Origin of the sequence: Sphingopyxis chilensis (genome assembly GCF_035930445.1) — a bacterium.
Taxonomy (GTDB): Bacteria; Pseudomonadota; Alphaproteobacteria; order Sphingomonadales; family Sphingomonadaceae; genus Sphingopyxis; species Sphingopyxis chilensis.
The window spans coordinates 2,979,184-3,002,012 of sequence record NZ_CP142394.1 but is presented as its reverse complement, the minus strand read 5'-3'; the positions used below and the strand labels follow the sequence as shown (position 1 = coordinate 3,002,012).

The 22,829-nt window shown below is 64.5% G+C and carries 19 protein-coding genes; 17 read left to right on the top strand and 2 right to left on the bottom strand.

Annotated features, from left to right (window positions below):
- The first annotated feature begins 146 nt into the window (after nucleotides 1–146).
- From VSX79_RS14010 to VSX79_RS13995, 4 genes are all read left to right on the top strand, one after another.
- Nucleotides 147–623 carry an RNA polymerase sigma factor gene (locus tag VSX79_RS14010; protein WP_179494399.1) on the top strand — a complete coding sequence of 159 codons (477 nt, stop codon included), beginning with the start codon at nucleotides 147–149 and terminating at the stop codon, nucleotides 621–623.
- Nucleotides 620–1,612 (top strand): FecR family protein, encoded by a 993-nt coding sequence (locus VSX79_RS14005; protein WP_326913653.1) that lies wholly within the window; start codon nucleotides 620–622, stop codon nucleotides 1,610–1,612. Before VSX79_RS14010 ends, VSX79_RS14005 begins: the two co-directional genes overlap by 4 nt.
- Before the next feature lie 154 nt (nucleotides 1,613–1,766).
- A complete protein-coding gene (locus VSX79_RS14000; protein WP_326913652.1) occupies nucleotides 1,767–5,231 on the top strand; it encodes a TonB-dependent receptor in 3,465 nt (1,154 codons plus the stop codon).
- Nucleotides 5,232–5,316: 85 nt separating this feature from the next.
- A complete protein-coding gene (locus VSX79_RS13995) occupies nucleotides 5,317–8,037 on the top strand; it encodes a M16 family metallopeptidase (protein WP_326913651.1) in 2,721 nt (906 codons plus the stop codon).
- Nucleotides 8,038–8,052: 15 nt separating this feature from the next.
- Here the strand turns inward: VSX79_RS13995 and VSX79_RS13990 are convergent, their stop codons facing one another.
- Entirely contained in the window at nucleotides 8,053–9,891 is a 1,839-nt protein-coding gene (locus VSX79_RS13990; protein ID WP_326913650.1) for a cation:proton antiporter, read from the bottom strand.
- A 291-nt stretch (nucleotides 9,892–10,182) separates the two neighbouring features.
- Here VSX79_RS13990 and VSX79_RS13985 point away from each other — a divergent pair, with 291 nt between their 5' ends.
- Entirely contained in the window at nucleotides 10,183–12,360 is a 2,178-nt protein-coding gene (locus VSX79_RS13985) for a TonB-dependent siderophore receptor (protein ID WP_326913649.1), read from the top strand.
- A gap of 90 nt (nucleotides 12,361–12,450) precedes the next feature.
- Here VSX79_RS13985 and VSX79_RS13980 read toward each other — a convergent pair whose 3' ends face one another.
- Entirely contained in the window at nucleotides 12,451–12,705 is a 255-nt protein-coding gene (locus VSX79_RS13980; RefSeq protein ID WP_179494411.1) for a hypothetical protein, read from the bottom strand.
- Nucleotides 12,706–12,819: 114 nt separating this feature from the next.
- Between VSX79_RS13980 and VSX79_RS13975 the strand changes: the two genes are divergently transcribed.
- The 12 genes from VSX79_RS13975 (at nucleotide 12,820) to VSX79_RS13920 (ending at nucleotide 22,826) form a co-directional block, all read left to right on the top strand.
- On the top strand, nucleotides 12,820–13,791 hold the full coding sequence (locus VSX79_RS13975) for an IS1595 family transposase (protein WP_326913648.1): 972 nt from the start codon (nucleotides 12,820–12,822) through the stop codon (nucleotides 13,789–13,791).
- A gap of 205 nt (nucleotides 13,792–13,996) precedes the next feature.
- Nucleotides 13,997–14,539 carry a hypothetical protein gene (locus VSX79_RS13970; protein ID WP_326913647.1) on the top strand — a complete coding sequence of 181 codons (543 nt, stop codon included), beginning with the start codon at nucleotides 13,997–13,999 and terminating at the stop codon, nucleotides 14,537–14,539.
- A 177-nt stretch (nucleotides 14,540–14,716) separates the two neighbouring features.
- On the top strand, nucleotides 14,717–14,860 hold the full coding sequence (locus tag VSX79_RS13965; RefSeq protein WP_326913646.1) for a hypothetical protein: 144 nt from the start codon (nucleotides 14,717–14,719) through the stop codon (nucleotides 14,858–14,860).
- A gap of 16 nt (nucleotides 14,861–14,876) precedes the next feature.
- A complete protein-coding gene (locus VSX79_RS13960; RefSeq protein WP_326913645.1) occupies nucleotides 14,877–15,779 on the top strand; it encodes a hypothetical protein in 903 nt (300 codons plus the stop codon).
- Nucleotides 15,780–16,062: 283 nt separating this feature from the next.
- Nucleotides 16,063–16,536, top strand: a complete 474-nt coding sequence (locus VSX79_RS13955) for a hypothetical protein (protein WP_179494422.1) — start codon at nucleotides 16,063–16,065, stop codon at nucleotides 16,534–16,536.
- Nucleotides 16,533–17,843 carry a DNA-packaging protein gene (locus VSX79_RS13950; RefSeq protein WP_407697227.1) on the top strand — a complete coding sequence of 437 codons (1,311 nt, stop codon included), beginning with the start codon at nucleotides 16,533–16,535 and terminating at the stop codon, nucleotides 17,841–17,843. Before VSX79_RS13955 ends, VSX79_RS13950 begins: the two co-directional genes overlap by 4 nt.
- 118 nt (nucleotides 17,844–17,961) lie before the next feature.
- Nucleotides 17,962–19,068 (top strand): phage portal protein, encoded by a 1,107-nt coding sequence (locus tag VSX79_RS13945; RefSeq protein ID WP_326913644.1) that lies wholly within the window; start codon nucleotides 17,962–17,964, stop codon nucleotides 19,066–19,068.
- 110 nt (nucleotides 19,069–19,178) lie between these two features.
- Nucleotides 19,179–19,496: a DUF6127 family protein gene (locus VSX79_RS13940; protein WP_179494428.1), complete on the top strand. Its 318-nt coding sequence runs from the start codon at nucleotides 19,179–19,181 to the stop codon at nucleotides 19,494–19,496.
- Between the two features lie 83 nt (nucleotides 19,497–19,579).
- Nucleotides 19,580–19,945, top strand: a complete 366-nt coding sequence (locus VSX79_RS13935; RefSeq protein WP_326913643.1) for an HK97 family phage prohead protease — start codon at nucleotides 19,580–19,582, stop codon at nucleotides 19,943–19,945.
- A gap of 5 nt (nucleotides 19,946–19,950) precedes the next feature.
- Entirely contained in the window at nucleotides 19,951–21,090 is a 1,140-nt protein-coding gene (locus VSX79_RS13930; RefSeq protein WP_179494432.1) for a phage major capsid protein, read from the top strand.
- A 168-nt stretch (nucleotides 21,091–21,258) separates the two neighbouring features.
- A complete protein-coding gene (locus VSX79_RS13925; protein ID WP_326913642.1) occupies nucleotides 21,259–22,674 on the top strand; it encodes a tail fiber domain-containing protein in 1,416 nt (471 codons plus the stop codon).
- Entirely contained in the window at nucleotides 22,671–22,826 is a 156-nt protein-coding gene (locus VSX79_RS13920) for a hypothetical protein (protein ID WP_179494435.1), read from the top strand. The genes VSX79_RS13925 and VSX79_RS13920 overlap by 4 nt, the downstream gene beginning before the upstream one ends.
- Nucleotides 22,827–22,829: the final 3 nt, after the last annotated feature.

The window sequence follows — 22,829 nt, the reverse complement described above, 5'->3', positions numbered from 1 at the left end:
TTCCTCCTTCGGTCTGCTCCTGGCCAGGGGCTGCGACCCGCAACCGGCCAGACGTCGCGGGCGGGTCGCCGGGAACGGCTTTGCAACCGATGTCGGAAAATGCCACCTCGTTCGTCTGAAGGAAGAGAAGGTAATTCGGGAGCGCCATGTCGAGCCTCGCTGATATGTTGGCAAAAGCCCGGCGGGCGGTGATGCGGCGTGGCGTTCCCGCAGAGGACGCGGATGAACTGGTGCACGACGCTTTCGTCAAGGTCGAGCAATATGAACAAGCCCATAGGGCGGAATCGAAGGAGGCCCTGCTGGTGACGGCGGCGGTGAATCTTTCGATCGATCGCGCGCGCAAAAAGCGCCGGTCGCCCTTTGCCGAGCACGACAATATCGAGTCGATCGCCGACGGCACACCCGACCCGCAGCAGATTGTCGAGGAGCGCGCGCGTCTGGCGCATGCCGCCCGCGGCCTCGATCAACTGCCCGAACGAACGCGGCGTATCTTGCTGAAACGCCGGCTTGAGAACCTGCCCTTCGCCGAAATCGCCCGGTCGGAAGATATGTCCGTCGCGGCGGTCGAAAAGCAGGTCGCGCGTGCAACACTGCAGCTCATGAAGTGGATGGAGCAATGGTGAGCCGGCCGGGCCCATCCGAGCGGACGGCGGCCGAAGCGGCGGCCTGGCTCGCGCGTCTCGAATCGACCGGTCGGACGGAGGCCACCGAGGCGGGGCTGCGCGCCTGGCTCGATGCCGATGCCAGCCATCGCGGAGCGTTCGAGAAGGCGATGGACCTTTGGGCGATCCTGCCCGGCGCCGCTGCGCTGCGCGACGGCCGCGACATTGGCGCCGAGCCGCTGCCCGATAATCGCGGCATGACGCGCGGGCGCGCCCGATCGCTGGCGCTCGCCCTGTCTTTCCTCATCGTGGCACTGGTGTCGGGATGGTGGTTCACGGGGCAGCCGACCGGATATGCGACGGCTGTCGGTGAGCAAAAGGTGGCGACGCTGGAGGACGGCACGCGGATTGCGCTCAACACCGATACGCACCTGAGCGTCCGCTATGAGGAGCGGGCGCGCAATGTGGTCATGGAAGACGGCGAGGCGATGTTCGAGGTCGCGCGCAATCCGGCGCGGCCCTTCGTCGTCAAGGCGGGGAACAAGAGCGTCACCGCCATCGGCACGAGCTTCATCGTAAGGAAGACGGGAAATGCCGTCACCGTGACGCTGATTTCCGGAAAGGTCAGGGTCGACACCTATTCCTCTCCGGTCGGCGCCCGCCCCGTTCAATCGACGCTGCTGGCGCCCGGCGAACGCTTCGCAGCCGCGGTCGACGCCGCCGCGATGGTGACGCCGGTATCGTCCGAGGCGGCGACGGCGTGGCGGCGCGGGCAGGTGATGTTCAACGACACGCCGCTGTCGGCGGCGGTCGCCGAGCTTAACCGCTATGGCGGACCGCAGGTCGACATCGCCGATCCCCGGCTTGGCGCGCTGACGGTGTCGGGGGTCTTCGCAACCAACGATACGGCGGAGTTTGCCGATGCGGTGGCCGCGCTCCATGGCCTCAACGTCGATCGCGATGCGGGCCGCATCAGCCTTGAACGCCAAGGGGCTGCCCCTCGCGAATGAACGTTTCGCTTAAATCGATGAAATCCGTAACAATATTTCGCTCGGCGGATCGCGCAAAAATTTTATTTCATCGCGATGTCGGTTTTGCGGCAATCGCGCGTCTGCTTGGATGAGGCGGGTCGCAAGCAACACCCCGCCCATCAGGGGGCCATTGATGATTTCGAAAGCCACGCTCGCGGCTTGCGCCGCTACGATTGCCATCGTCTCCAATACCGCCGCGGCCCAGACGCAGGCCGAATATGATCTCGACCTGTCGGAACAGCCGCTCGCGCGTTCGCTTCGCGATGTCGCGTCGAAAACCGGAACCAATATCGTTTTCGTGAGCTCGGTGGTGCGCGGCAAGACGGCGCCGTCGCTCCGCGGCCGCTTCACCGCCGGCGGCGCCTATCGCGCGCTGCTTCAGGGGTCGGGGCTGGTCCTCCGGGAAACCGCGGGCGGCTCCTATGTCGTGACCCGCCCGTCGGGCGGCGCGCCTTCCACTCCCTCCGATCGCCCGGCGGCCGAAGGCGCGGGTTCGATATCGGGCCGCGTTGCCCAATCCGACGGCAATCGCAATATTTCCGGCGCGCTCGTGCGGGTCGAGGAAACGGGTCAGGTCGCGACCGCCGACGACCTCGGCAACTTTCGTTTCGCGCGCGTACCCACGGGCACCTACACGCTCACCGTGTCCTTCCTCGGCTTCATCGAGCAATCGACGCGGGTCGAGGTCGTCCGGGGCGAGCAGACCAACGCCGAATTCTGGATGGACGAGGGGAGCAACGCGGCGGGCGAGATCGTCGTCTATGGCTCGCGCAGCGCGCGCGCCAACGCGCTAAACCTCCAGCGCACGGCCGAGAATAGTTCCGACGTCGTATCGGTCGACGATCTCGGCAATTTCACCGGTACGACGATTTCGGAAGCGCTACGCCGCGTGCCGGGCGTCTCTTTCCAGCGCGACGGGCTGACCGGTGACGGCACCAATATCATGATCCGCGGGCTCGACCCCGACATGAATGCGGTCAAGCTCAACGGCCTGAATCTGCCGGTCGGCAACGGTGTCGGCCGGTCGCCCGACCTGTCGAACCTGCTCGCCGATTCGGTCAGCAAGATCACGATCAGCAAGAGCCTGCTGCCGAGCCAGGACAGTGCGGGCACCGGGGGGCTGGTCGAGATCGAGACGCTGTCGCCACTCAACCGGCCGCGGCGTTATGCCAACCTGCTGATCGAAGGCGGCAAGAGCGGCAAGGGTTTCAGCGACGATGTGCTGGTGTCGGGAACGATCGCCGGCAAGTTCGGCGCCGAGGAGAATTTCGGGCTCAGCGCGTCGGTGCAGTATCGCAAGTCGAGCAATCGTTCGATCAGCTATGGCCATAATCTGCGTTATGGCGAGTTCCTGCCGCCCAACGTCGACGGCAATCCGACGCTCGAACAATATGACGCGGTCGATCCGCTTGCCACCTTTCCGTTCCTGCCCGATGCGACGCGCGCCTTTCCGCTCAGCCTCGGCACCAGCTTCAACCATGTCGAGACCGAAAATGTCGCCGCGACGCTGTCGGCGGAATGGAAGGTCGGCGACCACAGCAACCTGAAATTCGACTATCAGCACAGCGAGGCGCGCCGCACGACGGTCCAGCTCAACGAAAGCTTTGGCGTCGACCTCGATTATGTCGCGACGCCGACCAGCGGCAATCGCACCGCGCTGATGGTCGATCTGACGCCCGGCAACGAGGCGCTCGAGCATACGCAAAATTATGTTTACGACCGTAATGCCCGCAACATCACCGACACCTACAGCCTTGGCGGCAGCACCAAGACGGGGCGGTTCGAATTCGAATATCTGCTGGGTTATGCGCGTGGCAGCGAGCGCCATCCGTCGAATTTCGGGCTACAGCTTCGTATGCCCGCGGCCGATGCGCGCGCCGAATATTTTCTGGCCCAGGCGACCGACCCGACACTCGGCTATATCGTGACGCCTTTCGGCCCACGCGGCGGCAAGGGGCTGCAACTTCCGCTGTTGACCGAGGCGGGATGGGATTTCGTCAACGATACCTCCAATTTCACGATCGATGCGGCGAGCGGCCAGATCGACGTCACGCGCGGCAAGAATGATCGCTACACCGCCGAATATAGCGCGAAATTCAACGCCGGTTGGGGGCCGCTGACCTATGTCGAGGCGGGCGTCCAGTTCGAGCGCGTCGAATTTCAGAGCCGCCTCGCGCGCTCGCAATTCGGCGGCAATGTTCCGATCAGCGCGCTGCCGCTGACGCTCGTTCCCAACGATCTGTCGCGCATCGGCGTCACCGGCTCGCGCTTCGTCGTGATCAGCGAGGAATCGCTCACAGATTTCGTCGACAATGTGAACGACTATGTCGGCGGTGCCGGCGGGCTGCAGCTCACACCGATCGTGTTGCCCGACGATATCAACCGCGAACGCACGCTCGAACAGAATCTCGCCGGCTATGTCCAGTCGCGCCTCGACATCGGCAAGCTGGAAATCATTGGCGGGGTGCGCTTCAACCGCACGCGGCTCGAAGCCGATAATCTGATTTTCCCGACCTATATCGGGCCGATCGATCCGTCGAACGGCGGCGGGTTCGGCGTCGATCTCAAATTCCAGAACGACTTCACCCGCCTCGCGAGCCAGAAGGCGACGGCCACCGACTGGCTGCCGCGCATCCTGTTCAATTATCGCCAAAGCGACAATCTGATCTTTCGCGGCGGTTATTTCCTGTCGGTCGCGCGGCCGCAGATCGGCCAGCTTTCGGCGCAGACGCGGATCAGCTTCATCAACATCCCGATTCCGGGGCCGGAGGGGTTGAAGCCGATCCTGACGATCAACACCGGCAACCCCGACCTCAAGCCCGCGACAACGCACAATTTCGACCTCAGCGTCGAATATTATGACCAGGACATCGGGGTGCTGAAGCTGTCGGGATTCTACAAGCGGATCAGGAATCTGCTGCAAGCCAATGCGACGAACGGGCCTGCGCAGCTCGCCGCAGTGCCGCTGCCCGACCATATCTATTTCCAGGGTGCGCCCTATTTCGATCCGGCGAACCCGGATGATTATTTCATCACCGGATCGACGCCGTCGAACAGCGACAAGATGGCGACGATCTGGGGGATCGAGGCGCAGGCCGAGCGGCGCTTCAACTTCCTGCCCGGCGCGCTGGCGGGGCTCGGCATCTATGCCAATTATACCTTCACCAAGAGCAAGCGCTGGCAGATCTACAATTGGCCTTATGCCGACGCGGGCGAGGAGGTCTATGAATTCTCGGGCATTCCGTTCAACAACCAGCCCAAGCATTCGGGAACGGTCGCGCTGACCTATAACAAATATGGGATCGACGCGACGCTGGCTTATGGTTTCCAGTCGCGCACGCTCGACAATTTCTATCCGCGCGGCCTGTCGGTCTATCGCGAAGGCGTCCGCACGCTCGACTTCCGCTTCGAATATTGGATGCAGCCGAGCTTCGGCAAGCTGCGCCTCTATGTCGAGGGCGAGGATCTGCTGAAGGGCACGAGCAGCCCCGATCTGCTCGGCTCGGTCGGCGGCGTCGGCGACACGCCGCGTTTCTACAGCGGCGCGACCTATCTGGGCGGCCGCCGCGTCAAGGCAGGCGTCGCCGTCACTTTCTGACGCGCATTTCCCCTTCCGGTCGGCGGCTCTCCTCTCGGATCAGCCGGCCGGATTTCTATCAAAGATGTGACAGGAGCTTCTCCTCATGATCCGTACCAGCCTTCTGCTGTCGGCCGCGGCCACCGCGTTTTCGCTCGTTCAGCCGGCGCATGCCGACGAAGTGCTGCCCTTTGAGCAGTTCACGCTGTCCAACGGGCTGCGCGTCGTCGTCCATGAGGATCGCAGCACGCCGAAGGTCGCGGTTGCCGTCTGGTATCATGTCGGTTCGGCGAACGAACCGGCGGGCAAGTCGGGCTTTGCGCACCTGTACGAGCATCTGATGTTCAACGGGTCCGAACATCGCGACGACGAATGGTTCCCGCCGCTGCAGGAAATCGGCGCTTCGGCCGTCAACGGCGCGACCTCGTTCGACCAGACCTATTATTATGAGGTGGTGCCGACCGGCGGGCTCGAGCGCGCGCTGTGGATGGAATCGGACCGCATGGGCCATCTGCTCGGTGCGATCACGCAGGCCAAGCTCGACGAGCAGCGCGGTGTCGTCCAGAACGAGAAAAGGCAGCGCGAAAGCCAGCCCTATTCGGGGATGGACGATATCACCGCACGGGCGCTGTTCCCGGTGGGGCATCCCTATCATCATCCGATCATCGGTTCGATGGAAGACCTGGGTGCCGCGTCGCTGACCGACGTGAAGGACTGGTTCGGCCAATATTATGGCGCCGCCAATGCGGTGCTGTCGCTGTCGGGCGATGTGAATGCGCAGCAGGCGAAGGCGCTCGCCGAGAAATATTTCGGAAGCGTGGCCGCCGGTCCGCCGGTCAGCCGCACGGCCGCCTGGGTGCCGAGCCTGTCCGAAGACAAGCGCGACACGATGCTCGACAATGTACCGCAGGCGGCGGTGTCATGGAGCTGGGCGGTTCCCGGACGCGGCACGCCGCAATCCTCGACGCTGCGCGCCGCCGCCAGCGCGCTCGGCAGCGGCAAGACGTCGCGGCTTTACAAGGCGCTGGTCCTCGACCGGCCGCTCGCGACATCGGTGTCGGTCAATTACCAGCCGATGGCGGTCGCCGGCATCTTCTCGGTCGATGCGCGACTGAAGCCCGGCGTCGAACCGAAGGATGCCGAGGCCGCGATCCAGCGAACGATCGACAGCTTTCTTGCGACCGGCCCGACCGCGGATGAGTTGAAGCGCGCGAAGGTGACCAATTACGGCAACAATATCCGCGCGCTCGAATCGGTTTATGTCCGTGCGATGGCGCTCGCCGACGGGCTGATCTTTGCGAACAATCCGGCCGAATATGCCGAGGATAATAAACGTTTCGACGCCGTCACCACCGCCGCCGTGCTCGCCGATGCCAAGGATTGGCTGACCCGCGGCGCGCACAAGCTGACGGTGCTTCCCTATGCGGCACACGGGGTGATCGCCGACGGCGCCGACCGCAGCAAGCTGCCGGACCTCGCCGCCTCGCCCGGACTGACCTTGCCCGTTGCGCAGGAGGCGCGGCTTTCGAATGGCATTCGCGTCGTCTTTTCGCCGCGCCGGAACGTGCCGACGGTCGACATGGCGATCGTGTTCGATGCGGGGACGGCGGCCGACGCGCCCGAAAAAAAAGGTCTCGGAGGCTTCGCACTGCAGATGATGGGCGATGGCCCGGTCGGGCTGACCGCGCAGGCGTTCGAAGAGAAGCAGGCGTCGCTGGGCGCGCGCCTCTTTGCGAGCGCGGGCAGCGACACGACGAGCTTCATGCTCTCATCGCTCAGCCGCGAACTACCCGCGACGATCGCGCTGTGGGCGAGCTATATTCGCACGCCGGGCTTCCGCGCCGACGATCTGGAGCGCGACCGCGCGCTCAGCCTGTCGGGCATTTCGCAGTCGCTCGCCGAACCGACCGCGATCGCGCAGCGCACCTTTACCAATCTGCTCTATGGCGCGGCGCATCCCTATGGCGCGCAGCTTGCGGGGCGGGCGGACACGCTGAAGTCCTTCACCCGCGCCGATGTTGCAGGCTGGCACGCGAGCTGGGTGCGCCCCGACAATGCCGTGATCTACGCTAGCGGCGACACGACGCTCGAGGCGCTGACCGCGCTGCTCGAGAAGGGCTTCGGCAGCTGGTCGTCTCCGGCGGAGGCCAAGGGCAGCAAGACCGTGCCGACGATTCCCTTTGCCACGGCGAGCCGGGTGGTGCTGATCGACAAGCCCGGCGCGATCCAGTCGGTGATCCGCGTCGGCCAGTTGTTGCCCGACGGCCTCGATCCGCGAAACTTCGGCTATGATGCCGCGAACGGCGTGCTCGGCGGCAGCTTCACCGCGCGACTCAACATGAACCTGCGCGAGGCGAAGGGCTGGACCTATGGCGCGAGCAGTTTTATCAACGAGCAGCGCGGGCCGCAGAATTTCGGCGTGGCGACGAGCGTGCAGACCGACAGGACGTCGGAGGCGCTGGCCGAGATCGACAAGGAAATCCGCGCGATCCGCCAGGAGCGGCCCGCAACGCAGGCCGAGCTCGACATGATGGTGAAGGGCAATGTGCTGGCGCTGCCCGGCCAGTTCGAAACGAACCAGGCGTTCGTGAACTACCTCCAATATGTGTCGCTCTTTGACAAACCCTATGACTATCTTGCGACGCTTCCCGCCAGATACGGCGCACTGACGCCTGCGGCGATCACCAGGGCCGCGGACGAGATGCTGCGCCCCGACGCGATGAGCTGGGTGATCGTCGGCGATTTGTCGAAGATCGAGGCGAAGATACGCGCCCTGGCTCTCGGCACGGTCGAGGTGTGGGACGCGGAAGGGCGAAAATTGCGTTAGCCTTCGACCTGCGGTTCAGCGTTCCGCTGCCGTTTCCTCCGTTCGGGGAGCGCCGGCTGACCGCGACGCCGTGGGGGCGACCTCCGGGGGAACGAAGGTCCAGATGACGTCCTCGGCGTCGACATGGGGACGGCGTTCGGTCGAGAAAATGAGAAGCTCCCCCGAAGCTTTCGCAACGGCGAGGCTGTCGCCACCGTTGGCCTTCATCCGCGCGACAAATTCATCGTAGGTGAATTTCTCCGTGATGCGGGTGCGTCCGAAGGTCCAGCCGGCCTGGAGGCGATCAAGCAGCTCCTCGATCGGCGTGCCGGCGAGGGTGAAGGCGCGGCCACGGCGCAGACCCTTGAGCCGCGACTGGCCGCCGGTCCGGCTGACGCGCTCGGGTCCGATCTCCGGCGCAAGCTCGCTGCATACGAGCGCGTTGTAGCTGTCGCTGCCGGTCGCGGCGATCAGCTGCCTGAACTGGGCAAGCTCGATTTCGTCGTCGTGCGCCTCGTCGAGAATGTTGCCGTGATAGACCGGGATTTCGGCGCGGCGGGCACGACGGAGCGCGAGCTTGTCCTCGTCCGCGATCAGTACCTGACGACCCTGGGACTTCACGAATTGGGCGAAGGCGATCGTCCAGCTGTTCGCGCCGACAAGCAGGACCCCGTCGCCCTTGCCGCGATCGAGGCCGAGCTGACGCGCGAGTGCCCCCGCGGTGAAGCCGTGCGCGAAAATGGTGACGATGACGACACCGAAGCCTAATGGGACGAGCGCCTCGGCACCCGGCACGCCATAGTCGGTCAGCCGCAACGCAAAGAGGCCCGTCACGGCCACCGCCACGATACCGCGCGGCGCGACCCACGCCACGAAGAGCCGCTCGCGGAACGGTATCCGCGTGAAAAGCAGCGCGGTCATGATGGTGAGCGGCCGCACGACGAAGAGGAGCAGGAGCAGGAAGAGCAGGAAACGCAGCTGGAAATTCTGCACGACCTGCCAGTCGAGCGTCGCCGACAGGATGATGAACACGCCCGAAACCAGGAGGATCGTGAGGTCTTCCTTGAAGCGCCGCAGCATGTGACTGGAATAGGTTTCGCGGTTCGCCATCACGACGCCCATGACAGTCACCGTGATAAGTCCCGTCTCGTGCATGATGATGTCGGACAGGACGAAGACCGCGATCACCGAGGTCAGGAGGATCGGGGCTTTCAGATATTCGGGAATCCAGCCGCGAAGATAGGCGGTGGTGAGGGCAAAGCCCGCCGCGACACCGATCAGGATGGCGAGCAGGCTCGCGGCGACGACGTCGATGACGATGTTGCTCGCGGTGGCCCCGCCGCCGTGGGTCATATAGCTGAAGACGCCGACGGCGATCAGCGCCCCGATCGGATCGTTCACGATCGCTTCCCATTTGAGCATATGCTTGACGCGCGGCGGCACGTTCAGTGATCGCAGCAGCGGCGCGATGACCGTCGGCCCCGTCACGACCATCACGCCGCCGAACAGGGCGGCGAGTTCGAGCGGGAGGCCCGCGCCATAATAAGCGGCGGCGGTGCCGAGCGCCCACCCCAGCGGCACGCCGATGAACACGAGCATGAGGACCGCGGTGCCCGCCTGGCGAAGTTCGCGGAATTTGAGACTGAGCCCGCCCTCGAAAAGGATCACGGCGACCGCGAGCTTGATGATCGGTTCGCGCAGGGCGCCGAAGTCCCGCTCGGGATCGATGAGACCGAGCATCGGGCCGGCGACGATGCCGGCGATCAGCATCAGTGCGATCGCGGGCCGGCCGGTGCGCCAGGCGATCCACTGCGCGCTTAAGCCAATCACGCCGATGAGGGCGATTTTTACGAGCAGCGAGTCGATTGCGAACATATCGGGGACATTATGCGGAGCGCCTTTCAAAGTTCCCGCGATAGGCAAATCCGTCTCGTCGGTCGCCCCGCGATCGCGCAGCCAGGAAAGCCCGGTGCGCCATGAACTCGCTCAACGCCTCCGACCTGCCCGCGGGCTCCTGACGCTAGCGCCGGACGGTGTCGCAGTCGATCCCATCCTGTCTCGGCGCCGTCGATCATCTTTCGGCTCGCGACAATATTTTGCCTCTATTGCGTCGCAATTGCAATTAGTTTAGGGGCTGCTCGTTGTTGCAGGGATAGTGGGGGCACCATGTTTCGTTCGTATCGTCTGGTCTTCAAATTCGCGCTGCTCGCCGCCAGCGCCCTTTCGGTTCCGGCCTTTGCCCAGGAAGCGGCTTTGGAGCAGGAGAAGGGTGAGGCGAGCGGCCGCAAAGACGACATGATCGTCGTCTATGGCAGCGGCATCGACCGCAATAGGGCGGCCACCGGCCTCGACCTGACCCCGCGCGAGACGCCGCAGTCGATCACGATCATCACGCGCGAACAGATCGATGACCAGGCGGCATCGACGGTGGCCGACGTGCTGGAATATACCACCGGCGTTTCGGTGAAGCGGGTCGATCGCGGGCGCAACCTGCTTTCGGCGCGCGGTTTCGACATCACCGCCTTCCAGCTCGACGGCCTGCCGTTCGCGACGGGCAATGTCGGGCTCGAGGAAACCAGCACCGCCATCTATGACCGGGTCGAGGTCATCCGCGGCGCGACCGGCCTGCTGCAGGGCGCGGGCGAGCCTTCGGCGTCGATCAATATGGTCCGCAAGCGCGCCGACGCGCGCGAACTGACCGGCGAGGTGAATCTCGAAGCGGGTTCGTGGAACCATTTTTCGGGGATGATCGACATCGGCGCGCCGCTGACCGTCGACGGCTCGGTGCGCGCCCGCCTTGTCGCCGAAGTCTATTCGCAGGATGCTTTCGTCGACCTCGAAAGCAGCAAAGGCTTCACCCTCTATGGCACGATCGCCGCCGACCTCGGCCCCGGCACCCGGCTGAGCGCCGGGGCGAGCTATCAAAGGGACGAGCGCGACGGGGTGATGTGGGCGCAGCTGCCCTATTGGTATGCCGACGGCTCGCGGCCCGACTGGGCGCGCTCGCGGACGACCGGCGCCGACTGGAACGCATGGGACACCACCGAAAAGGCGGCGTTCGTTTCGATCGAGCAGGATCTGGGCGGTAGCTGGCAATTGCGCGGCGATGTCTCCTATTTCGAGCAGACCGAGGATTCGAAGCTGATCTGGCTGTGGGGCAATCCCGACCGCGCGACCGGGCTGGGCATGGAGGTGTGGCCCTATTGGTATCTCTCCAAGCCGAAGCAGTGGAGCGCCAACCTGCAGGCCAAGGGCGATTACCAGCTCTTCGGGCGGCGGCATGAGCTGGTGTTCGGCGCAATGTACAGCCACCAGAAGGGCGGCTGGACCAACCGCGATCCCGATCCCGCGAGCGTCGCGCCAGTCGGCGACTTCAACGCGTGGGATGGCAGTTATCCGGAACCCACATGGGGCGAACGCTATCGCATGAGCGGTTTCGGTACGACCGAGCAGACCGCGGTCTATGGCGCGACGCGCTTCCAGATTCTCGACCGGCTCAAGCTGATCGCCGGCGGGCGGCTGAGTTCGTGGACGCGCGACGAGGAGGAAGCGCTTTACACGCCCGCACCCTATCGGATCGAGCACAAGAATATATTCACCCCCTATGCGGGGCTGATCCTGGACTTCAACGACTTCCTCTCCGCCTATGCGAGCTATACGAGCATCTTCAATCCGCAGACCGCGCGCGATCGCACCGGACGCTATCTCGCCCCGCTCGAAGGCGACAATTACGAAGCGGGGCTGAAGGCCGACCTGATGGACGGGCGGCTGCGCGCATCGGCCGCGGTCTTCCGCATCGAGCAGAGTAATTTCGCGGTTCCCGACATCGACCCCGAAACGGGCGATCCCTATTTCGTACCCGGCACCACCGACATCGCCTCGCGTCCGGCGCAGGGCGTCGTGTCAAAGGGCTATGAGCTCGAAATGCAGGGCGAGCCGTTTCGGGGCTGGGACATCAGCGCCGGGTGGAGCCATTTCAAGGCGAAGGATCCCGACGGCATCAATGTGCAGGCGCACCAGCCGCGACGCGTGTTCCGCATGGCGACGAAATATGAATTCGGCGGCGCGCTGGGCGGCTTCAGCCTCGGCGGCTCGCTCCGTTGGGAAAGCCGGCCGCCGCAGACGGCCGAAAATCCCGCAACGGGCGTGATCGAACCGGTCGGGCAAAAAGCCTATGCACTGGTGAACCTGATGGGCGCCTATGACGTGACCGAGGCGCTGTCGCTCCAGGTCAATGTCAACAATGTCTTCGACAAGGCCTATTACAACACCAATAGCTGGTTCGGGGGCTTCATCTATGGCGAACCGCGCAACGTGCGCGTGACGCTACGCTACGGGTTCTGATCGCGGAACGCGCGATACTCTGGGCCGATGCCGCCGCCGGCGCGGGGCGCGGAGTCGATCCCGCGCCGGTGCGCCTAGCCTCTCCCGTGCTTACGGATGGTTGCGATATCGTCCGCGCAAAATGTCGCGCTGTCGCGCTCGTTCGCGCCTGAACCGGGCGATGAGATAGACTGCGGTGCCGACCATCAGGAAGATGATGGCGTAAGCGGCAAGGGTTCGGGGTTCGATGATGGTTACTCCAGCCTGAAAATGGCGAGACCCCACCCTGATACGCCGGCGGTCGAATAAGGTTCCGCCGCGAATTGCAAAATTGGCATTCTGTCGCCTGATCCAGATAAAAACCATATAGGTTAAAATACCTTGACATCGTAACGCTGATATGGCACAAGTGTCGCGATTATGTAGTTTACAAACCCAACCGAATGCGCTAGATAATGCTCATCAACGGAGCATATCACCATGTCGGTTCTTTCTTCCCCCTATTTCCACGACGAAGCCAAGGCTTTCGAGCATCTGGAAAGCATCGTTTGGGCTGACGGCGTTGTCTGCCCGCATTGCGGTGTGATCGGTGGTCGGGTCTATGACCTGTCGGGCGTTCGCGGCAAGCCGACCCTGAAAACGCCGGAAGGTGCGCTGCGTCACGGCCTGAAAAAGTGTGGCGAGTGCCGCAAGCAGTTCACCGTCAAGGTTGGCACTGTGTTCGAGCACGCCCGTATGCCGCTGCACAAGATGTTGCAGGCCGTCCACCTGATCGCGTCGAGCAAAAAGGGCATTTCGGCCCACCAGCTCGGCCGCATCCTTGAGGTCCAGTATAAGACGGCTTGGTTCCTTGCCCACCGCATCCGTGAAGCCATGCGTTCGGGCGACCTTGCCGCCCCGTTCGGTTCGGGCGGTGGCGCTGTCGAGGTCGATGAAACCTATTTCGGCACCAAGGAAGGCCGTCGTGGCGCGAAGGCTGGCACGGCCCACAAGTTCGGTGTTCTGGCGCTGGTGGACCGCGAGAGCGGCACCATGCGTTCGTTCACGTTCGACAAGTTCCGCGCCGACGAGGTTCACCCTATCGTCCTGAACAACATCGCTCGCGAAGCCCGTTTGATGACCGACGAAGCCAAGATGTATAAGAAAATCGGCCGCGAGTTTGCCGAGCATGGCACGACGCTCCACGGCGCTCGCCAGTATGTCGATTACAAGGATCGCACGATCCACACCAACACCGTTGAAGGCGCGTTCTCGATTTTCAAGCGTGGTATGAAGGGCGTCTATCAGCATTGCGGCGAGCAGCACTTGCATCGCTATCTGGCTGAATTTGAGTTTCGCTATAACACCCGTCAGGCGAACGGCATTGATGATCGCGGTCGGGCTGTCGCCGCCGTCCGTGGCATCGTCGGCAAGCGCCTCACCTATGGGCGCCCTCACTCGAACGAAGTCTGAGCGGCGCAAAGTAAACGCAAGAGTTGCCCGCAAAGTAGAGAGAAAAAAGAGCAGGGCGCAAAGTTAGAGCAAAACACCCTTGCAATCTGTCTCGAATCGGCTCACAACGACGATCGGCCCGACGCCCCTTGGGGAATCGAGCCGATTTTGGCCATTGATGTAGTTTTGCTGACAGCATCCTTGGCCGGTCACTGAGGATATTCTTATGCCGGATCCCATAGATTCCGTCAAGGCTTACGCGCGGCTGATTGAAAAATGGAAAGCCACTGCGCAAGACAAGGGCGAAGAAAAACAGGTTTCGATATATACGACCCGTCTTGAGGGTCTCTACGGCGTAATCGAGGAGCTTGAGCACCTCCGCCGCATTACGAAGCCAATTCCTGCATCCTATGGCGACCTGAGCGACCTTCCAGCGGAGTTGGTCAAGGAGCTCGCCGGCATCAAGGTTGATGACCTTGAGCAACAGATTTTCACAGTAATCAAATCGGGCGGCGACGAGGTCGATCTGGACTCGGTTTTGATCGAACTGTTTCGGCGCTTTCAGGTCGTCCAGACCCGCAAGTTTCTCCAGAACAAGCTTTGGCGCATGGCGCAAAAAGAGATCATCTATTCGGTGCCGGGTCGGAAGGGCATTTATACCGCGACCAAACCGCCGGAGGGTGATGAATTTTCGAAACTGATTGGAACGCCGACGAAAGCGCCCGGACCGCCGTTTGACGACGATCTGGACGACGACGTTCCTTTCTGATGTGCGAACGCCCCACCTGTGAGGGCGGGGCGTCCAGAGCGTTGGGCCTAGCATAGTGCGGGGTGTCGGCTACCCACCTGTCGCCCCGAGGGTGCAAGTCCCTCTAGGTCCACCGTCTCCTTCGCTGCTATATAGCGACGACGTAACTCTGTCGCAACGCCGTTAAGGAACCGTATCGTGTCAGATGATAAATCGCAGGTAGAGAAGTTCAAGGAAGCCGCGCGCGATCTCGAAACCGACGACGATCCCAAACGCTTTGACGAGCGCCTAGGGAAGCTGGTGAAGCATAAGCCGGTCACCGGAAAAACCCGCGGAAAATAGCGGAAAAGGGGATAATATGGGCGATTTGGTCACCAGCACCGGGCAGTTTCTGCTCGACCTACATGTCGAGAAAGAAGTCGAAGTTGATGGCGTGGGTATGGGCGTCCTCAATGACGGCACAGCCTATCTCAACGCCAGAGGCCTTGCGCGCATGTGCGGCGTTGACCACACGCTCATTCTCCGTCTGGGCGACCAATGGGGTTCCGGTAAGGAGCAACCACGGGTCCGGAAAATACGGGAGTCCCTGCAACAGCAGGGCGTGGAGTTCGAAAAACCCTATATAGAAACCACGATGGACGGCACCGTTCACCATGCTTACCCCGACATTGTCTGTATGGCAGTGCTGGAATATTATGCCTTTGAGGCCAAGCAGAGCGACAACGATGTGGCTCTCAAGAATTTCCGCCTGTTAGCACGCTCCAGCTTTCGCCAGTTTATTTACACGAAAGTCGGATATGACCCCAATGGCGGCATCCCGATTGCATGGCAGCAATTTCACGATCGCGTCACAGCTGCATATGGCGGTATACCGTCTGGATATTTCAGCGTATTCAAGGAAACTGCTGACATTATCGTAGAATTGATTCGCGGTGGTGCAGACGTTGGCATTCATTTTGTGCCGGACATTAGCGTAGGGAAGGGTTGGTCTAAGCACTGGACAGATAAAAGCTTCGACGCAAAGCACGGCGCGAGGCAACGCTACAATCATAACTATCCGGACTATTTCCCGCAGGCTGCGTCCAATCCGCAACCTGCATATTGTTACCCCGAAGAAGCCATCCCGGCATTTCGCAAATGGATGCGCAACGTATATCTGCCAGAGAAACTGCCCCCCTATCTCCTGAGCAAAGTGAAGCAGGGGATGCTCCCCAGCTCATTCGCAGAGGTTGCGCGATTGACGTTTACGAACCGTCCATAGGCCTTTCCTACAAAATCCCGGCCTGTCACACCGACCGGATGAACCACGAACCAAACTGGCGAGATCGCGGTAGGGCGCTCGAATATTGGCTGGCGACCGCCTTTGTCGCCGGATCGTTCGTTGCGGGGCTGGTTTCTGCCGTTCGTTATCTCATCGGCTGAACAGTGGGTTTGCAAACTACATAAACGCCACAAGTGTCACATCATGAAGAATTGCGATTCGGGCCGGCGCCCTTCCGTTTTCGGGAGAGCGTTCCGGCCCGAATCTTTTCGGGAGGCGAGTGATGGGACAGGCCGGAAAGACGGCGGGCGGCACCGGCGATGCACGGCCTGGCCGGCGGCAGCAGGATCTATTCCTGGAAGCCCTCGCCGAATCGTCGAACGTTGCCGCCTCGGCCCGCACAGCGGGGGTTTCCGCGAACGCGATGTACCGCGAGCGCCGGCGCAACAGCGCCTTCGCGGCGCGCTGGCATGAAGCGTTGTGCGAAGGCTTTGCTCGGCTTGAGGCCGAATTATTGTCCGAGGCGCTGATCGCGCCCACGGGCAATGTGAAGGATGCGACGCTGAAGTCGCGCGCGCAGAAATACCGGCTCGGGCTTTCGTTGCTCGCGGCACACCGGGCGGCGGTGCGCGGGGCGAAACTTCCGGGCACGAACGGCGCACCGAGGGGCAGCGCCAAAGCCAGATTGATCGCCAAGCTGGAAGCGATGCGCGCCCGGATGGCGGCGGAAGGCGATGGCGAGGATGGTCGGGTTTGAAGGGGCTTTCCGAACTGCTGAGGTTGGCGCCTGAAGAGTTCGCGGCGTGGGCGCGCAGGGTAAACGACACATCGGCCGAAAGGCTGCTCGGCGACTGGAGCTGGTGGCGGCGCGCCGACCAATGCCCGCCGCAAGGCGACTGGCACGTCTGGATGCTGCTCGCGGGACGCGGCTTCGGCAAGACGCGCACGGGAGCCGAATGGGTGCGCGGTTATGCCGAAGCCCATCCCGGCGCGCGGATCGCGCTCGTCGCGGCGTCGTTGCACGAGGCGCGGCAGGTGATGGTCGAGGGGGAGAGCGGCTTGCTGTCCATTGCGCCCGATGATGTGCGACCCGAGTATGAAAGCAGCCTCCGCCGGCTGAGTTGGGCAAACGGCGCGGTGGCGACGCTTTATTCAGCAGCGGAGCCCGAGAGTCTGCGCGGCCCCGAACATTCGGCGGCCTGGTGCGACGAAATCGCCAAATGGCCGCAGGGCGAAGCGGCGTGGGACAATCTGATGCTGACGATGCGGATCGGCGACAACCCGCGTGTGGTTGCGACAACGACGCCGCGCGGGGTGCCGCTGGTAAGGCGGTTGATGAAGGAAAAGGGTGTCGAAACGACCGGCGGGAGCACAGGGGACAATTGCCTCAACCTGTCGCCGCAATGGCTGGCGACGATGGACGAGATCTATGGCGGGACGCGGCTGGGGCGGCAGGAACTGCGTGGCGAGTTGCTCAAGGATGTCGAGGGCGCGCTGTGGACGCGGGCGCTGGTCGAGCGGTGCCGCGTCGAGGCGGCGAGCGTCGGCAAGCCGATGCGCGTCGTGATCGGTGTCGACCCGCCGGCGACGGCAAACGGCGATGCGTGCGGGATCGTGGTCGCGGCGCAGTTGCGCGACGAGCGGCTGGCGGTGGTCGAGGACGCGAGCGTCGAAAATCCGCCGCCGCATGTCTGGGCGCAGGCGGTCGCGGCGGCGGCGGCGCGCTGGGGCGCCGACCGCGTCGTGGCCGAGAGCAATATGGGGGGCGAGATGGTCGAGGGCACGCTGCGCCAGGCCGATGTCGCGCTGCCCGTCGTGCCGGTGCATGCGAGCATCGGCAAGGCGCGGCGCGCGGAGCCGGTGGCGCTGGCCTATGAGCGTGGCGATGTGGTGCATGCGGGGGTATTCGAGAGCCTTGAGGACCAGCTTTGCGGATTGCAGGTTGGCGGCGGCTATGCGGGGCCGGGGCGGTCGCCGGATCGGGCGGATGCTTGCGTCTGGGCGCTGGCGGCGTTGCAGGAGGGGCTGCGGAAGGGGCGAGGGCCGGGGGTGCGGCGGGTTTGAACCAAGACGAGCCGGATAGGACCGCCTGATCCTCCCTATGGCGAAGCCATGGGGAGGTGGCAGGGAGGATCGAAAGACAGCCACGACAGCCCTCATTTTGCGATTGCAGGAGATGATCATGAACTGGTTTGGCCGCAAGGCCGCGCAGCATGCTGCGCGGCCCGCTTTGTCGCGTGTGTATGAGACGTGGTCGGCGCCCGCGCCGCTCAGCTGGGAGGCGCAGGTCCGCGAGGGCTATTTGTCCAATGCGATCGTGCAGCGGGCGGTGCGGCTCGTTGCCGAGGCGGCGGGCAGTGCGCCGATCGTCGCGAGCGATCCGGCGCTGGCGTCGCTGGTGGCGGCGTCGTCGGGCGGGCAGGGACTGGTCGAGACTTTGGCAGCGCAGCTGCTGCTGCACGGCAATGGATATGTGCAGATATTGGCAGATGGCGCGGGGGCGCCGGCGGAGCTGTTTGCGCTGCGGCCCGAGCGGGTGACGGTCGAGGCGGACGCGCGCGGATGGCCGGTCGCCTATCGGTATAAAGCGGGCGGGAGCGCGGTGGTGCTGCCCGCCGAAGATGGCGCGGGACGCATCGCGGTCGTGCATGTGAAGGCGCTGCATCCGCTCGACGATCATTATGGCGCAGGGTGTCTGGGCGCCGCGTCTGGCGCGATCGCATCGCACAACGCCGCCGCGAAGTGGAATTCGGCTTTGCTCGACAATGCGGCGCGGCCTTCGGGGGCGCTGGTGCACGATCCGGGCGACAAGGGCATGCCGCTGTCGGCGGAACAGGTCGACCGGCTGCGCGAGGAGCTGGCCGAGAGCTTTGCGGGCGGTGCGAATGCGGGGCGGCCGTTGCTACTCGAAGGCGGGCTCAAGTGGCAGGCGCTATCATTGTCGCCGGCGGAGATGGATTTCCTCGCGCTCAAGGATTCGAGTGCGCGCGAGATCGCGATGGCGTTCGGGGTGCCGCCGATGCTGCTCGGGCTGCCGGGCGATGCGACCTACGCCAATTATCGCGAGGCAAATCGCGCGCTGTGGCGGCTGACGGTGCTGCCTTTGTGCGCGAAGATTTTGGGGGCGGTGGCACAGGGGCTGGCCGGGTGGTTCGATGGCGCCGAGCTGCGCGTCGATCTGGATAAGGTGCCGGCGCTGGCCGAGGACCGGATGGCGCTGTGGCGCGAGGTGTCGGCGGCGGACTGGCTGACGGCGGAGGAGAAGAAGGCGCTGTTGGGATTGGGGTAGGTTTCGCCGGCAGCGGGCCACCCCCACCCAGCTTCGCCTGGGCAGCGAGCTGCCAAGGCTGCGCAACCCTCCCCCATCCAAGGGGGAGGGATTTTCATGAGGATTTCGACATGGACGAGGACGAGGCGCTGGCGCGGTTGATCGCGCTGGCGGGAACGAGTGCGGCCGGAGCGCCCGATGCCGCGCTGCTGCGCGCGGTCGTGGAGGAAGCGAGCGAGTTGGGCGCGCGGCGGGCGCTGGCGCGGCTCGGGCTCGCGGATGAGGCGGCGCGCGACGATGTGAGCGATCTGCGCCAGCTGCTCGGCGCGTGGCGCGATGCGAAGAAGAGCGTGTGGGCGGCGGTCGTCGATTGGGCGGTGCGTTGCGTGCTGGCGCTGGTGGTCGTCGGGCTGGCGGTGAAGCTGGGGCTGCCGGGGCTGTTGAAGTGAGCGCTGGCGCGAGGGCACGGGCCGCCACCCCTGGCCGCTCCCCTGAACGGGAGGGCGGAGTCCGGTTCGCGGGCTATGCTTCGGTGTTCGACCGGGTCGATCGAGGGGGCGATGTCGTGCGGGCGGGGGCGTTTGCGGCGAGCCTGAGGGCAGGACGCGCCGTGCCCTTGCTTTGGCAGCATCGGCCGGGGGCGAGCATCGGCACGATCGAGACATTGGGCGAGGACAAGCGCGGGCTGCGCGTCGTGGCGCGGGTAACGCATCCAACTGCGGCGGCGCTGGTCGCGCGCGGGGCGTTGACGGGATTGTCTTTCGGATACCGGGTGACGGCGTCGCGCGGGAAGGAACCGCGCGAATTGCTGGGGCTCGACCTGGCCGAGGTGAGCCTGGTGGCGATGCCGATGCAGCCTTTGGCGCGGGTGATTGCGGTGGATTTGGTGAAGGAGTGACAAGCATGGACAATATGGAAGTGAAGGCGGATGCGCTCGACGGAGCGTTCGATGCGGTGCTGGCGGCGGAGGCGGTCGATGAACTAAAGGCGTCGGTGGCGGCGCTGAAGGCACAGGTCGATGCGCAGACGGTGGCGGCGGCGCGGCTGCCGCTCGACGGGGCGAAGGCGGCCGATCCGGCGCTGGGTGCCTTTGTCGAGCGGTATCTGCGGCGCGGGATCGATGCCGGGGTCGAGATGAAGAGCCTGTCGGGGGCCAGCGGCGGTGAGGGCGGCTATGCGGTGCCGCGCGAGATTGACGGGACGATCGCCGCGACGCTGAAGTCGCTGTCGCCGATCCGCAGCATCGCGACCGTCGTGCAGACGGGGACGAGCGGATACCGCAAGCTGGTCGCGACGGGATCGATGGGCACGGGCTGGGTCGGCGAGACGGCGGCGCGTCCCGAAACCGCGACGCGCAGCTTTGCCGAGATCGCGCCGCCGTCGGGCGAGCTTTACGCCAATCCGGCGGCGAGCCAGGCGATGCTCGACGATGCGATGTTCAACGTCGAGGACTGGCTCGCCGAACAGCTGGGGCGCGAGTTCGCGGTGGCGGAGGGCAGCGCCTTCGTGAACGGCAATGGCACGAACCGGCCGAAAGGGTTCCTGACCTATTCGACGACGAACGAGTTCGACAGCGTGCGCGCCTTCGGGACGCTGCAACACCTCGCGACGGGGGCTGCGGGCGCTTTCCCGGCGTCGAACCCGCAGGACAAGCTGGTCGAGCTGGTCCACTCGCTGAAGGCACCGTACCGGCAGGGCGCGTGCTGGGTGATGAATTCGGACACGCTGAGCCGCATCCGCAAGTTCAAGACGAGCGACGGCGCCTTCATCTGGCAGCCGGGAATGGTCGAGGGGCAGGCGGCGACCTTGCTCGGCTATCCGGTGGTCGAGGCCGAGGACATGCCCGATGTGGGTGCGAACAGCCTGTCGATCGCCTTCGGCAATTTCCGCGCGGGCTACCTGATCGCCGACCGCGGCGAGACGCGTATCCTGCGCGATCCGTTCAGCAACAAGCCCTTCGTGCATTTCTATGCAACCAAAAGGGTAGGCGGTGCGATCATCGATTCGCAGGCCATCAAGCTGATGAAATTCGCTGCCAGCTAACGCGCTGGTGCGCGAGGGCGCCCGGCCCGTCCAACCCTTTCGGGGCGGAGCCGGGCGCCAAATGCCGACCACCCTTCCGCCCGGTCCGGCCTTCGCCTCGGACTGAATGAAATGGCGGCCCGCATTTTCTCCCATTGAAAAATTCGTTCCTGAAAGGATGGCCCTGCCATGCCGACCCCATTTTTCGCCGACCTGGTGCGCGAACTTGCGCAAGAGGGCGGGACCGGGCCGCTGACGCCGACCGGCGCGGTGCCCGGTCATCGCCGCTTTGCCGACGCCGTGCCGCCCGGCGTTTCGTTTGACTATGCCGTCGCGGGGATCGCCCGCCCCGAACAATGGGAGGTCGGGACCGGCCGAATCGGCGCTGACGGCCGCCTGCTTCGCGACGTGGTGGCCGCATCGTCGAACGATGGCGCGGCGGTGGATTTCACGGCCGGGCTGAAAACGATCGCGCTGACCGTCGGCGCGGGCTGGTTCGCGGCCGCCGACACGCGCGCGGCGACGCTGGCAGCAGACATGGCGGCGTTCGATGGCGAGCTGGCCGGGCTGGCGGATGCGCTCGACGCGAAGCAGCCGCTGTCGACGACGCATGGAAGCGTGGTCGCGGGCGAAGCGACGGACGCGGTGACGGTTCGCCGCGGCGCCGGATGGATCAACATCCCGCTGTCGGCACTCGCGTTTCGCGGCCCCGACGGCCGCTATATGCTGAACGGTCCGCTGGGTGCCGCGGCCGGCGGCGCGATCGAGATACAGCGCCCGACCGATGGCGACGTGCTCGACATCGGCAAGGATGGCGGCCAGCGGCTGCGCGTCTTTGCCGATGGCGGCGCGATCGGTCTGTTCAACGTCGCGGGAGCCGGGGCGGGCCGCGACGGGCTTCGCATGCTCGACGGCGCGGTGGCCTTCGACATTGCGGCGAGCGAGGTCGCACGGCTCGACGCGAGCGGGCTGAAGCTGAATAGCGGACAGATAGCAGCGCCCGATGGCACTTCGGCCGCGCCGACCTATAGTTTCGCGGGCGCGCCGAATATGGGGATGCGAGCGTCGGGGGCCAATCTGGGGCTTGTAACGAGCGGAGCGATCCGGTTGCTCGTCAACGCATCGGGCGGTACCGCGCCCGGCACTGACAATGCTCAAACACTCGGCACGTCCGGCTTGCGCTGGTCGGTCGTCTATGCCGCGACCGGCACGATCAACACCTCCGACACGCGCGAAAAAACTTGGCGCGGCACGGCGACCGAGGCTGAATTGCGCGCGGCGCGGCGCATCATCGGCGAACTCGGATTTTTCCAGTGGAATGCCGCCATCGCCGTGAAGGGCGAAGCGGGCGCGCGGCTGCATTTTGGCGCGCGCGCGCAGGCGGTGTGGGCGATCATGGCCGACGAAGGGCTGATCGAGCCGATCGCCGACGGCGCGGCGCCGAGCAGCCGCTATGCCTTTCTGTGTCATGACCAATGGGACGAGGCAGCGGCGGGCGAGGGCGGATCCGCCGGCGACCGCTTCGGCTTACGCACCGACCAGCTGGCGATGTTCCTCATCGCGGCGCAGGACGCGCGCCTTGCGGCGCTGGAGACCATGGCATGACGGACGGATCGGCATTGGCCGCGCGCGCGATCGGCGATGTCGCGCGGCGCGATCTGCCAAGCGAATGGGCCGGACCCGAACCGGCGGCGCCGCAGACGGTCCTGCCGCGGGTGCGCGAAGCGGCGCGGCGCGTGACCTTGCGCAAGCCCTGACGG